Source organism: Rhizobium sp. BK196, from assembly GCF_014193255.1.
Classification (GTDB): Bacteria; Pseudomonadota; Alphaproteobacteria; order Rhizobiales; family Rhizobiaceae; genus Rhizobium.
In genome coordinates this window covers 915,911-929,522 of sequence record NZ_JACHZB010000002.1, presented here as the reverse complement: position 1 = coordinate 929,522, position 13,612 = coordinate 915,911, and the positions used below count along the sequence as shown (strand labels likewise).

The window sequence follows — 13,612 nt, the reverse complement described above, 5'->3', positions numbered from 1 at the left end:
CGATCCCCGGTGTCCATGTCCACGATGTGTCGAAAGGCGAAAAGGTGGAGGCAGGCATCCAGAGGTTGCCCTGTACGCTCGCCCTTCGCCATTCTTCTGGCCGGCCTGACCAAGCCCGAGCTTGGCCAGCCATAGCCGATCACACACGCGCTGCTTGATTGGCTTCGCTCTCGATTCTCGCCTTGTTGTCAATTCCGCGCGGCTTCAGCGCTCTCGTCAGACACAGAGCCGCGATGATAACCGGCAGGCAGACAAGGAACGAGATCCTGATGCCGGCATGTTCGGCGACGAAGCCAAGCAATGGCGGCGCCAGGAAGAACACGACGAAGGACATTTGTCCGAGGGCCGCGACATTGAGATGGGCCGGGCGGTCGGTCCGCTGTGCCGCTGCGGAAACGGCAAGGGGATAGACTGCGCTACAACCGGCGCCCATCAGGGCGAAACCGAAGAGTGCGACATAGGGGTGCGGCGCAAGCCAGACGGCGCAGACGCCCCCTACCGAGAGAACCAGGAGAAAGGTCGCAACGGCGCGAGCACCAAACCGGTCGACAAGCGGGTCGACGAACAGTCGGGCTGCGGCCATAAAGAAAGTGAACAGCGTGAGCCCGAGACCACCGATAAAGGGCTCGACTGTGAAGGCGTCGCGCATATAGATAGCCGACCAGTCGATGCCGGCGCCTTCCACCAGGAAGGCGGCAATACCGATAATGCAAAGGGGCATAAGCCCCCATGTCGGCAACGCTATGCTTGCACCTTCCACATGTTTGACCCCAGCACGGGCCGGTGCATTCTCAATGCCGGAGATGACGACAATGCCGACGATCAAAACGAAAGTGAATGTCAGCGCGAGATGCAGATGCATCGGAACGCCCGCCTGACGGAGGGCAGAACCGACGAGAGCGGTCAGGAAGAATCCAAGGCTCCAGAAGCCGTGCGCTCTGTTCATCACGCCGCGGCCGAGCCGGGCTTCGATCCGATCGATCTCCACATTCAGATTGATCTCCAGCGCTCCGGCGAGCAACCCTTCGCAGAGCAGAATGAAGAAGACGAGCCAGGCGGTATTGGTCCAGGGGATCGTCGCCAGCAGCGCAGACGTGCCGAGCACCGTCAGAAACGCCGTCCTGCGTGCGCCGACGCGGGCAATGAGCGGTGACGCGAATGTCAGGGAAATCAGCGCGCCGATCGCCGCGCCGATCAGCGTGAGGCCGAGTTCGGACTTGTTGACGCCCAAGGCATCCTGAAGGTCAGGCAAGCGCGAGAGCAGCGCTCCCATCGAGATCGCGAAGAGAAAGAAGCAGACATAGATCCGATGTTGCGGCTGGACGTGCATTCGATCGCTCCAGGATGTGATCGGTTCGGGAGTTGGACCTTAATCGCAACGACGGCGAAAAAGACAATTTCGAGTGGCATTTTTGAGATATATCTTGTTGATGACAACCGCAACAGCAACCTTTACGAGGTGTCGGCAGATGCTCGCGTTCTGTTCTGACAGCCGTAAGCAGGACGTCAAACCATCGTATATCTGACCTTTCGCGGTGTGCGGGCTTAGCCAGCCTCGACCGTAACGAGCCCGGCAGAAAAATATGATGTTCAAGTCCCATCGCCGCGCTGGCGCTGACCCTTGCTACGGCCCGGGCCTCGATGGAGACAGACTAAGGCCGACCCGGCCGCGCAGGAACGGAAGCCATTAGCCGCGCAAATGCCGCTTGAGATCGCACACCTGTCTTGGACAGAAGCCGTGCCGTATGCGTTTTGACGGTATTGGGAGAAAGGGCAAGCATCCGGGCGGTCTCTGGAACTGAGAATCCGCAGCCGACGAGTACAGCTACCTTCGTTTCCGCAGCAGTCAGGCTGAAGATGCTGCGGAGCTGTTCTGCCTGCCCGGTGGCCCGGCTTTCCGCATCGACGATCTGAAGAAGCACGCGGGCGCCGGAATCTGCCGAATCCCAGGCGACAAAGGAATTTGGCGGCAAGGGAGTAACCTGCGCGAGGTAGGGTGGCAGGCCCGACGGCCGGAGAATCTGCACTGCGCCGTGTAATTGCGCGGCGGAGCCGCCTGCGATTTCGATGGCTTGCCGGATCGCGTGGGTCAGAGCCTTAGAGCTGCTGGAAATGCTCGGCAGCGCCATGCGCTCATGTCTGTTGATCGAAAGGCCGTCGCCGCGTCTCAGGATGTCTTCAGCGGCGGAGTTCAACAGAACAATCTCGCCCTGGTCATCAAGCAGCATGGCGGCATCCGGCAGAGCTTCGAGCAGCCGCTGCAGAAGGCTGGCCTCATGCCTTATGCTTCCGACGAGAAGGGAAAGCTCTATCGAACGGGAAAGGTGCGGCGTCAACTGCAGGAGCTTCCGGGCAGCCTGGGCGTTTTCCGCATCCTGGGTTTTGGAGAGAAAAAGCGCTACCCCGCCGATGCCACCGCGTTCATGCAGGCTGGCGTGGGGAACGAAGAGCTGATTGTAGATATTCTGAGGCGCGCAGATGTCTGCATAATAAGCGGTCTGTCGAACGGCAGCATCGTCGATGAGTTCATTGCCGATTGCCACATGGTCCGGCTGAATTTTCTCGAACGCCCTTGCATAGGGATTGCCGGCGTAATGTTGCAGGTAGAGATCGTTCAGATCTTCGCGCATCCGGCCGGGGATCAGAAAGCTGCTTTTCCCATCAGGTGCCTGATAGACAATATTGCCGGCTGTTGCTCCGACATAATCGACAACCGCGCATAGAGTACTCGACCACAACTGTATGTTTACAGAAGCCTGGTAGATCGCATTGACAATATCCGTATGCTCCATTTGACTGTCTCTCGATTGGCAAAGTCATATGAGCGGCCGAGGCCGAATATTAGTCCAGCCTGATCTTTTAGAGAAGGGATCGATACTTGAGCATCACCCGATTGGGTGAGGATAGAAAACTCTTTGATTTATAAAGAAATAAACCGCCGTGCATGAACCTGAGGCGCGGCTGAACACGGTATCATCAGCGACGCAAAGCTGCAGTTCGTTACTGAATATTGACCATCCGAAATTAAGTAAAAAACAAGTTTTCCCCTCAAGAATTAAGGGCATCGATATTTGAGGGGACGTCATGAACGCGGAAGAGATCAAGCGGCCGATATGGATCCGCATCACGGCCTATGGATTTGCGGCCGTTATGTTTGCGAGCGCGGCAATCGGTGGTCTTGCCTGGTATCGTCAGAATGCGATGAGCGATCAATCGCTTCAGAAGGAGCTTTCGTCGGATCTGCATGTAATCCAGGCGGATATGGAGGCTCAGAAGCGGGCGGCAGCCGGGCTTGCGGTAACCCTTGCCGGCGAGCCTGAAACGGCTGATCTGATCAGCAAGAATGATCGCGCATCCCTTCTTGCAAAATATACTGCGAGCCTACCGGCGATCAAAGCGCAGGGCCTTCAGCTCATCACCTTCAGCAATTCCGATGGCATGGCCGTTGCACGTATCCATGCGCCGGATACTTTTGGCGACGATCTCAAGGGACGTCGCAAGACGATCGTTGCAGCACTAACGCAGGGTAAGCTGAGCGCCGGCATCGAACCTGGGCGGACCGCCGTCAGCATGTTTGCTTCGGCTCCCGTCATCAAGGACGGCAAGACCGTCGGCATCGTCGATGTCGGCACCTCGCTCACCAACGACTATTTTGCGCCGCTGGCGCAGTCGGTCGATGCGGCCGTTGCAGTCCATATCCTTCAGGACGGGAAATTCGTATCACAGGCCTCGACTTTCGGCGACAAGGCAATTCTCACTCAAGAGCAGTTGCAGGCAGCATTCAACGGTGACCGCGTCCGTGTCCACGCGATTCTCGGCGATAAGGACTATGAAGTCGCGGCCATTCCGTTCGAAGATTTCTCCGGCCGCAAGATCGGCGTTTTCGAAATCGGCTCCAATGTGACGGAGGTCGTTGAAGCGTCGCGGCAGGCGCTCTGGATGGCTGCGATCGGTACGGTTATCGTCTCGCTGATTTCGCTTGTTGGCTTCCTCGTCTTTGCGCGATCGATTGCTGCGGTTATCAAGAAGACGACCAGCACGATGGCGCGTCTGGCTGCAGGCGATCTCGATGTCGAGGTTCAGGGTCAGGCCCGGCCGGATGAAATAGGCGCCATGGCGCGCGCTGTTCAGGTCTTCAAGCAGAATGCGATCGAGCGGGTTCGCCTCGAGCAGGAGGCAGAAGCCAATCGCAGCATGAGCGAAAGGGAGCAGATCGAGCGGGAGAAGGAAAAGGCGAAAGATGCTGCCGATGTGCAGTTTGCCGTCGACAACCTTGCCGTCGGTCTCGCCAAGCTCGCCGACGGCGATGTGTCCTATCGCATCGATCAGCCCTTCGTGACGAAGCTCGATGGCGTTCGCAGCGACTTCAACAACTCCGCCGACAAGCTGCAATCGGCGTTGAACCGGGTGTCGCAGAATGCGCGCGGTATCGACTCCGGAGCAAACGAAATCAAGTCGGCCGCCGACGACCTTGCCAAGCGCACGGAACAGCAGGCGGCAGCGCTCGAGGAAACCGCTGCTGCCCTCGAAGAAATCACCACGACGGTGAAGGATTCGAGCAAGCGTGCGAAGGAAGTCGGAGAGCTCGTCTCACGCGCCAAGACTGGCGCGGAAAAATCCGGCGAAGTCGTCCGCAAAGCGGTTTCGGCCATGCAGCAGATCGAAAAGTCCTCGGGCGAGATCTCCAACATCATCGGCGTCATCGACGATATCGCTTTTCAGACCAACCTTCTCGCTTTGAACGCGGGCGTCGAAGCCGCCCGTGCCGGTGAAGCCGGCAAGGGATTTGCGGTCGTCGCCCAGGAAGTGCGTGAACTCGCCCAGCGCTCGGCAAACGCCGCCAAGGAGATCAAGTCGCTGATCAACACGTCGAGCGAACAGGTCAATTCCGGTGTCGGTCTCGTCGGCGAAACCGGCAGGGCTCTGGAAGCGATCGCCGCCGAGGTCCAGGAAATCAACCGCCATATCGCCGCGATCGTCGAAGCATCGCAGGAACAGTCCTCCGGTCTCGACCAGATCAACCTGGCCGTCAATCAAATGGACCAGGATACGCAGAAAAACGCTGCGATGGTCGAAGAGTCGACTGCCGCAAGTCACAACCTTGCGAAGGAGGTCGCTTCGCTCAACGAGCTTCTTGCCCAGTTCAAGCTGAACGAGACCGGTCATGCTCCGCGTTCTGCAGCACCTCGTGCCGCCGCGCGAAACGATGCACCGGCGCCGTCACCGGTTCGCGCCCTCGGCCGCAAGATCGCCTCTGCTTTCTCAGGAAATAGCGCACTTGATACGAAGGGCGACAATTGGGAAGAGTTCTAAAGCTCGAACCGTTAATGCAAGGCGCAGCGTGGCGATCATCGCCGCGCCGTTTTCGTTCAGTGGCCCAAAGGAGGTGCTAGCCGATCGACAGGCGCTTTTCGCTTTTGGCGTCGAAGAGATGCAGTTTGGTGAGATCAGGCATCATCCTGACGGTATCGCCAGCCTGCAGGGAAAGCCGGTCTCGCACCGTTGCCACCAGGGGATCCGATCCAAGCTTGGCGTTAATCTGGGTTTCAGCGCCTGTCGGTTCGATGACCGCCACCTCGGCGCTCACGCCTTCCGGGCTGACGATCAGATGTTCCGGACGGATGCCGTAGACCACTTCCGTACCACGCGCTGCCGCGGCAGTCTCCGGAAGCGGCAGGTGCGCTCCTCCGTCTGCGATGAATTCAAGCGGCCCGGACGCGCTGATCTTGCCTTTGATGACGTTCATGCCCGGCGAACCGATGAAACCGGCGACGAAGAGATTGGCCGGCCGGTCGTAGAGATCGAGCGGTGAGCCGATCTGCTCAACATAACCATCGCGCATAACGACGATGCGGTCGGCCATGGTCATGGCTTCGATCTGATCATGCGTCACATATATGGTCGTCGTTTTCAGTCGCTGATGCAGCTGCTTGATCTCGGAGCGCATTTGCACGCGAAGCTTGGCGTCGAGGTTGGACAACGGCTCGTCGAAGAGGAAGACCTGTGGCTGGCGCACGATTGCGCGGCCCATGGCAACACGCTGCCGCTGGCCGCCGGAGAGATTTCTCGGGTAGCGGTCGAGGAGATGTTCGAGGCCGAGGATCTGCGCCGCATCGCGGACACGCTCTTTGATCTGCTCTTTCGGCGCTTTCGCCAGTCGCAGCGAAAATCCCATATTCGCTTCGACCGTCATATGCGGATAAAGCGCGTAGGACTGAAAGACCATGGCAATGTCGCGCTCCTTCGGAGCGACATTGTTGACGACCTTGCTGCCGATCGAAACATTACCGCCAGAAATCTCCTCAAGCCCTGCGATCATGCGCAGCAAGGTCGACTTGCCGCAACCGGAGGGTCCGACGAGGATGACGAATTCTCCATCGCGGATGTCGATGTCGACCCCGTGCAACACTTCGAAGTGACCATAATTCTTGCGGACGTTTGCCACGTTTACGGACGCCATAACTGTCTCCGGCTGAAAAATCTGATTTCGGATCTGCGTTCGCTCGGAAAGAGCGACATGCGACGCCTCTTCTACCGAGGCGCCGTCGCGGTGGCGTAAGGAGCCAGCGCCGCGTCAATGGCAGCTAGGCAAAGATCGCGGGCTTTCGGCACGACACGCTTTTCAACCACATCAGGGTAGAGGCGAGCGAGATGCTGGCTGATTAGCGTTTCCGGGATCGCGTCGGGCAGCCGGGCGAGCAGTTCGTCGACTGCCGTTGCTGCCCGCGCGTCGGGCCAATAGTACCGGATGCGATCGCTATAGCTGAAATGTCGCTGCAGGCGTTGTTCGTCAGTCGTGCCGCTGTAATGGCCGGACCAGTGGCTGGGCTGAGCAAGCATGATCTCCTCCATGGTCACCGCCAGCCGGCCGGCTCTCTTGTCCCCGGAGAGAATAGCGGCGATCGCGTCGAGGCCGTAGAGCGCCTCCCGCAATGCAAAGGTCAGGCCGGGGCCGACTTTCAGGATCGCAAACCCGCCGTCGACCAGGGCCGAGAGCGCGGCTGCCGGCTGGTAGTCGGTGGAATGGGCTTCGAAAAGCAGTCCCTTCATCCCGTCGAGCGCGGAGATCAGCTTTTGCGCGCGCTCGGGCCTGTAGAGCGCGACATTGGCGTTGCCGAACTCGACGCCCGGCTGGACGACGATGGCGATTACCCGCTCCAGTGCGTAACCGACCCCAGCCTGGGTAAAAGCCTCACGATGAACGTCAAGCGTCTTCACGGCGGCCTCCCGTCGCGTGACCTCGATCTCGTCCAGGGCATGTGTGGCGCCACCCGGCGGCGGCACTTCCGTGCCGATGATATAGACCGGCGGACGACGGCCGCTGCGGCGGGCGGCGTCTTCGGCGGCCCCTGCCAGCCGCGCGGCTCTTGCTGCGGTCAGTTCATCGGCAAGAGCCACAGGTTCGTCGGCGCAGCCCATTGATGTGTCGAGATGCAGCTTTTCGAAGCCGGCTTCCACATATGCTCTTACCATGGCTTCGGCGCGTGCCATGGCATCGTCAGCGCTGAGTTTCCGCCACGGGTTCGGGCCGAGATGGTCTCCGCCGAGAATGATGCGCGCGGCGGGAAAGCCGACGCTTGCCGCAATTCGTTCGATGAAGGCGCGGAAATCCGCCGGCGTCATACCGGTATAGCCGCCCTCCTGATTGACTTGATTACAGGTTGCCTCGATCAGGACCACGTCGCCCTGCCGGGCGGCACGTCGCAATGTTGCCTCGATGACCAGCGGATGGGCGGAGCAAACGGACGTGATGCCACGGGGCAGGGGCAGCCCTCTGTCCCCGAAGAGTTTCGCCAGAGCAATCTGGCGATTTTGATCGACCGCGGCGCTCATGCGAGTGTGACAACTTTAGTGAGATGACGCGGTGAGACCGTATCGATGTGGCGTGCCTGAGCGGCACGTTCGCCGAGTATCTGCAGCGCCGGCAGAACGGCGAGGCCGCCAAGCGACAGGTCGACATCGACTGGTAGCTCCAGGTCGCCGGGGCCGCCGAAGCCGATAACGACGGCGCCTTTTTCGCGCAGCTCGCCAACCAGCTTGGCCTCGGCGTCTCTCTGGTCCGAACTGTAGAGCACGATAACCGCCGTCTTCTCATCGACGAGGCTGATTGGCCCATGGCGGTATTCGAGCGGATGGAAGGCCTGCGTCATGAGCTGGCTCATCTCCATAAGCTTCAATGCACCTTCAAGCGCGATGCCGAAAAGCGGTCCACCGCCGAGAAAGACGAAGTGCAAACGGTCCTTGATGATATCGGGCAGGGAAGCGTCGAGCGTGTTCGCAAGCTGCCTCGCCGATGCGACGATCGAAGCCGGCACGGTCTGACCGATCATCTGCAGGCTGAGCAAGACCATGAGGCTTGCCGACACCGTCATGACGATGCCTTCGTCCGGATGGGTTGGCGAGCAGATCAGCTGGTCGCAATTCCTGGCGAGTGCGCTTTTGGGCTCGACCGTGACGGCAGTAACGAACGCGCCGGCAGCGCGGCTCGCCTTGGCCGCAGCGACCGTTTCCGTCGTTTCGCCGCTGCGCGAGAGCGCAACCACATGGGTCTTCTGCCATTCCGGCCAGAAATAGGAGGGGCGGTTCAGCCACTCTGCGCCGGGCACCGCAATCGCCCTGCGCTTGAGGCTGTTGGCATAGGCGGCCAGAGATAGAGCGAGGTTGAAGGAGGTGCCGCAGCCGATAAAGACGAGGAGGTCGTCCGCTTTGCCGCTTGCCGTATTCGAGCCGATGGCTTTTTCCCAATAGGGAAACTGCTCGAGGATTACCTTTTCGGTCGTGTTCATGAGGTCTCCGATTATTTGACCGAACCAGCCAGCAGACCGCTGACGAGGTACCGGTTGAGAAAGATGACGACGAGGGCAGGGATGACGATGGCGATCGATCCGCTTGCCGTGATCAGCCCGTAGTCGATGAAGTTCTTGGTGACGAATTCGGGGATTAGAACCGTCAAGGGTTTCGTCGCCTGGGGCGAGAAGATGAGGGGAACGAGATATTGGCCCCAGGCTCCCAGGAAGGTGAGGATGGCGGCTGCCGTCAGACCGGGGCCGGCGAGTGGCAGCACGATATGGAAGAAGATGAAGAGGCGACCCGCGCCATCGAGCTGTGCCGCCTCTTCGAGAGCGATCGGAAGCTGCTCGAAGACGCTGCGCAACAACCAGAGGGAGAGCGGCAGATAGGCTGAGACATAGATCAGCGAGACGCCGGTATAGGTGTCGACCAGATGCATTTTGATCATGATCTGATAGAGCGGGATGAGCACCGCATAGGCAGGGATGGCGAGTGTCGCGACGACAGCACCGAACAGAAGGTGACGCCCGGGAAAGCGCATCCGGGTGAAGGCGTAGGCTCCGAGTGCCGAGATCGCGACGCAGAGAGCCGTGGCGGCCGCAGATGTGATCACGCTGTTGAGCAGCGCAGCGCGGAACTGCTTCCACACTTCCACTCCGCCGATCCGCGCAATGTTGATGCCGAGCAGGCGCGAATAATGGTCGAGCGTGAAATGCTGCGGGAAGAAATGGATCGGCCGCGTGGAAAAATCTTCTGTCGGCGTCACGGAACTTGCGATCGTCCAGTAGATCGGGCCGAGCGACCAGATCAGCAGCACGGCAAGACCCGTCCATATCATCAGGCGATAGAGAATGGTTGGTTTCATCAGTCGAACCGTGTGTTGCGATAGACGCGGAGGACGTAGACCAGCGAGACGAGCAGCGACACCAGGGTAATGACTACCGACAGCGCCATCCCGTAGGAGAAGCGAAGGTTCTGGAACGTCTCGAGATAGATCTGCACGAGGATCGGCCGTGTTTCGAGGCTCGATCCGGCGAGCACCCAGGCCTCGTCGAAGAGGTTGAAAGCGTTGACAGTTGCATTCGTCATGGCGACGGCGATGGCGCTGCGCACGAGCGGAAGCGTGACCAGGCTGAACATCTGCACGCGCGTCGCGCCGTCGATACGGGCAGCCTCATAGAGATGCGCCGGAATGCTCTGCATGGCCGCCAGCACGATGACGATCGTCAACGGCATCATGCGCCAGACATGCACGACGGTGACCGCGATGATCGCGCTCGTCCGGTCATTGAACCAGACATGGTTTTCGAAGGGCAGGCCGAGTGCGACGAGAATGCCGTTCAACAGGCCGGCGCCGGGCTGATAGATCCATAGCCAGATGACGGAGTTGACGACACCGGGAAGCGCCCAGGGCAGGATGACGGCGGCAAGCACCCACTGGCGCCCGATCTTCATCTGATTGATGAGCGCTGCAGCCAGCACGCCGAAGATGGTTTCGGCAGCGACGGCGAAAACGACATAGATAAGGGTATTCGTCCAGGTCGTCGCCAGCTGTCCGTCCGACAGCATGCGGGTGTAATTTTCCAGTCCGACAAAGGGCGTTCCCGCCTGCATTGGATTGACCCGGTGCAGCGAGTCCCAGACCGTCCGGCCCATCGGATAGAAGACAAGTGCTGCCATTGTCACAAGGATCGGCAGTACCAGCAGCAGGCCGAGCATCGTGTCGGCATTGAAGCCGACACTCCGCTTGGCTGCGATACCTTCGACAGTAGCTGTCGTCATTGCGCCATGGCCTGCTTGGCGGCGTCGGCGATGGCCTGCATGGCCTGATCAACCGTCATCTGATCCTTTGCCGCACTGTTGATCGCCGTGTTGACCGCGCTTGAGAACTGCGGATACCACGGCGGCGTTCCCTGCTGGAACAGCGGCTCGACAGTCTTCGACTGCGCAACGAGCGCATCGCCGCTCGTCAGCTTGCCTTCCGTGTTGAGCTCGGATAGGGCGGAAGTGCGTGTCGGCAGAAAGCCGTTTGCCGCATTCTTCTTCTGGAACTCCTTGCTGGTGAACCATTTGACGAAAGCGACTGCCGCTTCCTTGTTCTGCGAGACGTTCGGAATGGCGAGTGCTTCCGGAAGGCCGAAGCTGCGAGTCTGGCCGCTTTCGGTCGGCACGAGGATCGCTTCCACCTGGCCGGCGACCTTCGACTGTTTCGGCTCGTTCATCTGACCCAGGCGACCGGGTTCGCCCGAGATCATGATGCTGGTCAGGCCCTGGGCGAACATGCTCTCGTTGATCTGGCTGTCTTTGAGGCCCGTCGATGCCGGGTCGACCAGACCATCCTTCAGCAGGCTCAGTTCGAAGGCGAGCGCCTTATAGCCGGCTGAATCGGGGGTGAGGAAAAGCGGCTTGAAGTCCTTGTCGAAGAGTTCGCCGCCGAAGGCCTTGGTCAGCAGATACCAGCTGGTGGAGGCACCCTCCGTCGCCGAGAGCGGCAGGCCGATTGGATAGGTGGAGATGCCCTTTTCCTTGATCTTCTTGGCGGCAGCGACCAGCGCGTCGAGCGTCTTTGGCGTCTCGGTGACGCCGGCATCCGTGAAATGCTTCTTGTTGATGAGCATGACGCGGAAGTCGTTGGTATAGGGCACGCCGAGCAATTGGCCGTCGACAGTGAAGATCTTGGCGACGCCGATGTCAGCGACCGTATCCTTGTCGATCACATTGTTCAGCGGCATGTACCAGCCGGCAGCGCTGAACTGTCCCGTCCACGACCAGTCGAATTCGGTAACGTCGGCCGGTGCCGTGCCGGCGACCAGCGCCGTTACCAGCTTCGGCCGGATGTCGTCCCAGGAGAGTGTCTGGAGGTCTACATGGATGCCGGTCTCGGCTTCGAAATCGGCCGCTACCGTGGCGCCCTGCGGCGATGGCATGAGGACCGTGATCGACTGGCCGGCAAGTGGCTTGGCATCGTCTGCCAACGCAGGCAGACCAATCACAAGGGCGGCTGAGGCAAGCAAAGGCAATATCAATTTACGCATGTTCCCATCCTTCTTTATCGTTGACAGTCATTGTCTTGATCGTGCGATCACGGCTTCAGCCTCGACCGCGATTTGCCCGAACCAGCGCCCATCAAGCTGCCAGTCGAGGAGTTGGGCGGCAGCCAGAAGCGCGCCGCCAATGGGAGGAAGTGCAGGTGCGATCGCTCGCCGGCCGATCCGCCGTTCGACCGCCTCGAGCAGGAGACGGCTGGAAAAGGTGCCGCCCGCATAGGTCCAGTCGGTTCCGCTCTCGCAATGGCCTGATATCGCCCGGTGGTGCTTGGCAAGCTCGTCGGCCGCCTTTTCGATCAGGCCAATCGCCCCTTCGTCACCCTGCTGGGCAATTCGGTCGACGAGGATCGAGAGCGCGGCAATACCGGCGCGCGGCCTTGCGAGCCCGTCGATCCAGCTGCCGAGCGCATTGATCGGATCGGAAATGTCGAGCTTGAGGTGATCATAAATCGCCTCTGCCAGCACAGTCGGTTTGGCACGCCCATCAAGGCTCTGGCTGATGAGATGCAATGCTGCGCGGCCGATCCAGTAGCTGCTGCCCTCGTCGCCGATCACATCGCCCCAACCGCCGACGCGTGCGGAGGCACCTGTGCCGTTGCGTGCCCAGGACATGGAACCGGTCCCCGACAGGACGAGTATGCCCGGGCGCCCGGCAAATGCGCCGAGATGGGCGGCGTCAACATCGTTGAGGACAGTTCTGCGGATATCCGGGAAGGCTTCATCGATGCATCGCTTCTGGAGAGCGGAAAGATGCGCAACTTCACCATAAGCAGGCAAGGCAGCGCCAACGGCGGCCAGTCCCGGCTCATTGCGGAAAGGTTCGATATACTTCTCCAGTTCCCGCCGCCAGTCCGGGTTGTCCATCGGATTGACGCCGCCGCCAAGCGCGGTGCGCAGAATCCTGCCGTCTTTGTCGGCCAGAGTGACGAGCATCTTGCTGCCGCCGCCGTCGATGCCAAGGATCAGCTCGTCGCTCATTCTTTTGCTCCGAGCTCGGCATAGGTTGCATCGACACCGAAATTGGCGAGTTCGGAGCGCCATTGAGGCGTCAGGCCCTTGTCGGTGATGAGTTTTGCCGCATTCAGCGGCGCGACCTTGTAAGTCGCCATCGTCCCGAATTTCGAGGAATCAGCGAGAACATAACCATCGGCAGAGCGGGCGAGCATGCGCCTGTTCAAGCTGGCTTCCGCGCTGTCGACACTATAGATCGCCCCATCCGGGCTGATGGCGCTGGCACCCAGAAAGAGCTGATCGAACCAGATCGTTTCCAGCATTGCTTCAGCCTGCGGGCCGACGAGAGAGGCATTTTCACTGCGCAGATGGCCGCCGAGAAGCACGACTTCGAGATGCGGAATGTTCAGGAATTCCTGAGCGACGATCAGGCCGTTGGTGAAGATGCGCAGTGGCATCGGATTGATGCGGATCAGGCGGGCGAGCTGAAGCACCGTCGTGCCGGCATCGAGGAAAATCGCCGTGCGCGGCAGAAGCTTTTCATAGGCCGCGTTCGCGATCGCGCGCTTGGCCGAAAGATGACGCTTTTCACGCTCCTGGAAGGCCAGTTCGACCGAGGACCCTTCGGCGATGCGGGCTCCGCCGTGCACCCTGTCGATCGCGCCGTCCTGCTCAAGAACCTGCAGGTCGCGCCGGACTGTTGCGAGCGAAGCGCCGACCGCATCGGCCAGATCCTGAATGGTCGAAAAGCCGTTCGCATAGAGATGGCTGCGGATGGCATCGAGCCGGTCAGTTTTCACGCCGCCAGTCTGATTCACGGATCG

At 60.1% G+C, this 13,612-nt stretch carries 11 protein-coding genes; 1 reads left to right on the top strand and 10 read right to left on the bottom strand.

Annotated elements, in window-relative coordinates:
• Window positions 1-139: 139 nt before the first annotated feature.
• Both FHT78_RS10850 and FHT78_RS10845 read right to left on the bottom strand, forming a co-directional pair.
• Window positions 140-1,330 (bottom strand): MFS transporter, encoded by a 1,191-nt coding sequence (locus FHT78_RS10850; RefSeq protein ID WP_183743312.1) that lies wholly within the window; start codon window positions 1,328-1,330, stop codon window positions 140-142.
• A 322-nt stretch (window positions 1,331-1,652) separates the two neighbouring features.
• Window positions 1,653-2,792 carry a helix-turn-helix transcriptional regulator gene (locus FHT78_RS10845; RefSeq protein WP_183743310.1) on the bottom strand — a complete coding sequence of 380 codons (1,140 nt, stop codon included), beginning with the start codon at window positions 2,790-2,792 and terminating at the stop codon, window positions 1,653-1,655.
• A gap of 292 nt (window positions 2,793-3,084) precedes the next feature.
• Between FHT78_RS10845 and FHT78_RS10840 the strand changes: the two genes are divergently transcribed.
• Window positions 3,085-5,313 (top strand): methyl-accepting chemotaxis protein, encoded by a 2,229-nt coding sequence (locus FHT78_RS10840; RefSeq protein WP_183743308.1) that lies wholly within the window; start codon window positions 3,085-3,087, stop codon window positions 5,311-5,313.
• 76 nt (window positions 5,314-5,389) lie between these two features.
• Here FHT78_RS10840 and ugpC read toward each other — a convergent pair whose 3' ends face one another.
• From ugpC to FHT78_RS10800, 8 genes are all read right to left on the bottom strand, one after another.
• Window positions 5,390-6,460, bottom strand: a complete 1,071-nt coding sequence (ugpC, locus tag FHT78_RS10835; RefSeq protein WP_183743307.1) for a sn-glycerol-3-phosphate ABC transporter ATP-binding protein UgpC — start codon at window positions 6,458-6,460, stop codon at window positions 5,390-5,392.
• A 71-nt stretch (window positions 6,461-6,531) separates the two neighbouring features.
• Window positions 6,532-7,833 carry a D-tagatose-bisphosphate aldolase, class II, non-catalytic subunit gene (locus FHT78_RS10830; RefSeq protein ID WP_183743305.1) on the bottom strand — a complete coding sequence of 434 codons (1,302 nt, stop codon included), beginning with the start codon at window positions 7,831-7,833 and terminating at the stop codon, window positions 6,532-6,534.
• Entirely contained in the window at window positions 7,830-8,786 is a 957-nt protein-coding gene (locus tag FHT78_RS10825; RefSeq protein ID WP_183743303.1) for an SIS domain-containing protein, read from the bottom strand. Before FHT78_RS10825 ends, FHT78_RS10830 begins: the two co-directional genes overlap by 4 nt.
• An 11-nt stretch (window positions 8,787-8,797) precedes the next feature.
• Entirely contained in the window at window positions 8,798-9,655 is an 858-nt protein-coding gene (locus tag FHT78_RS10820; protein WP_183743301.1) for a carbohydrate ABC transporter permease, read from the bottom strand.
• Window positions 9,655-10,572, bottom strand: a complete 918-nt coding sequence (locus FHT78_RS10815) for a sugar ABC transporter permease (RefSeq protein WP_183743300.1) — start codon at window positions 10,570-10,572, stop codon at window positions 9,655-9,657. Before FHT78_RS10815 ends, FHT78_RS10820 begins: the two co-directional genes overlap by 1 nt.
• Window positions 10,569-11,825, bottom strand: coding sequence for a sugar ABC transporter substrate-binding protein (locus tag FHT78_RS10810; RefSeq protein WP_183743298.1), 1,257 nt, complete (start codon window positions 11,823-11,825; stop codon window positions 10,569-10,571). The genes FHT78_RS10815 and FHT78_RS10810 overlap by 4 nt, the downstream gene beginning before the upstream one ends.
• A gap of 27 nt (window positions 11,826-11,852) precedes the next feature.
• Window positions 11,853-12,815, bottom strand: coding sequence for a BadF/BadG/BcrA/BcrD ATPase family protein (locus tag FHT78_RS10805; RefSeq protein ID WP_183743297.1), 963 nt, complete (start codon window positions 12,813-12,815; stop codon window positions 11,853-11,855).
• On the bottom strand, window positions 12,812-13,606 hold the full coding sequence (locus FHT78_RS10800) for a DeoR/GlpR family DNA-binding transcription regulator (protein WP_183743295.1): 795 nt from the start codon (window positions 13,604-13,606) through the stop codon (window positions 12,812-12,814). The genes FHT78_RS10805 and FHT78_RS10800 overlap by 4 nt, the downstream gene beginning before the upstream one ends.
• Between the last annotated feature and the right edge of the window lie 6 nt (window positions 13,607-13,612).

Coding starts and splice junctions, on each gene's coding strand:
- FHT78_RS10820 (WP_183743301.1), bottom strand. CDS start 9,655: ATGAAACCAACCATTCTCTATCGCCTGATGATATGGACGGGTCTTGCC.
- FHT78_RS10840 (WP_183743308.1), top strand. CDS start 3,085: ATGAACGCGGAAGAGATCAAGCGGCCGATATGGATCCGCATCACGGCC.
- FHT78_RS10845 (WP_183743310.1), bottom strand. CDS start 2,792: ATGGAGCATACGGATATTGTCAATGCGATCTACCAGGCTTCTGTAAAC.
- FHT78_RS10805 (WP_183743297.1), bottom strand. CDS start 12,815: ATGAGCGACGAGCTGATCCTTGGCATCGACGGCGGCGGCAGCAAGATG.
- FHT78_RS10850 (WP_183743312.1), bottom strand. CDS start 1,330: ATGCACGTCCAGCCGCAACATCGGATCTATGTCTGCTTCTTTCTCTTC.
- FHT78_RS10830 (WP_183743305.1), bottom strand. CDS start 7,833: ATGAGCGCCGCGGTCGATCAAAATCGCCAGATTGCTCTGGCGAAACTC.
- FHT78_RS10825 (WP_183743303.1), bottom strand. CDS start 8,786: ATGAACACGACCGAAAAGGTAATCCTCGAGCAGTTTCCCTATTGGGAA.
- FHT78_RS10810 (WP_183743298.1), bottom strand. CDS start 11,825: ATGCGTAAATTGATATTGCCTTTGCTTGCCTCAGCCGCCCTTGTGATT.
- FHT78_RS10815 (WP_183743300.1), bottom strand. CDS start 10,572: ATGACGACAGCTACTGTCGAAGGTATCGCAGCCAAGCGGAGTGTCGGC.
- ugpC (WP_183743307.1), bottom strand. CDS start 6,460: ATGGCGTCCGTAAACGTGGCAAACGTCCGCAAGAATTATGGTCACTTC.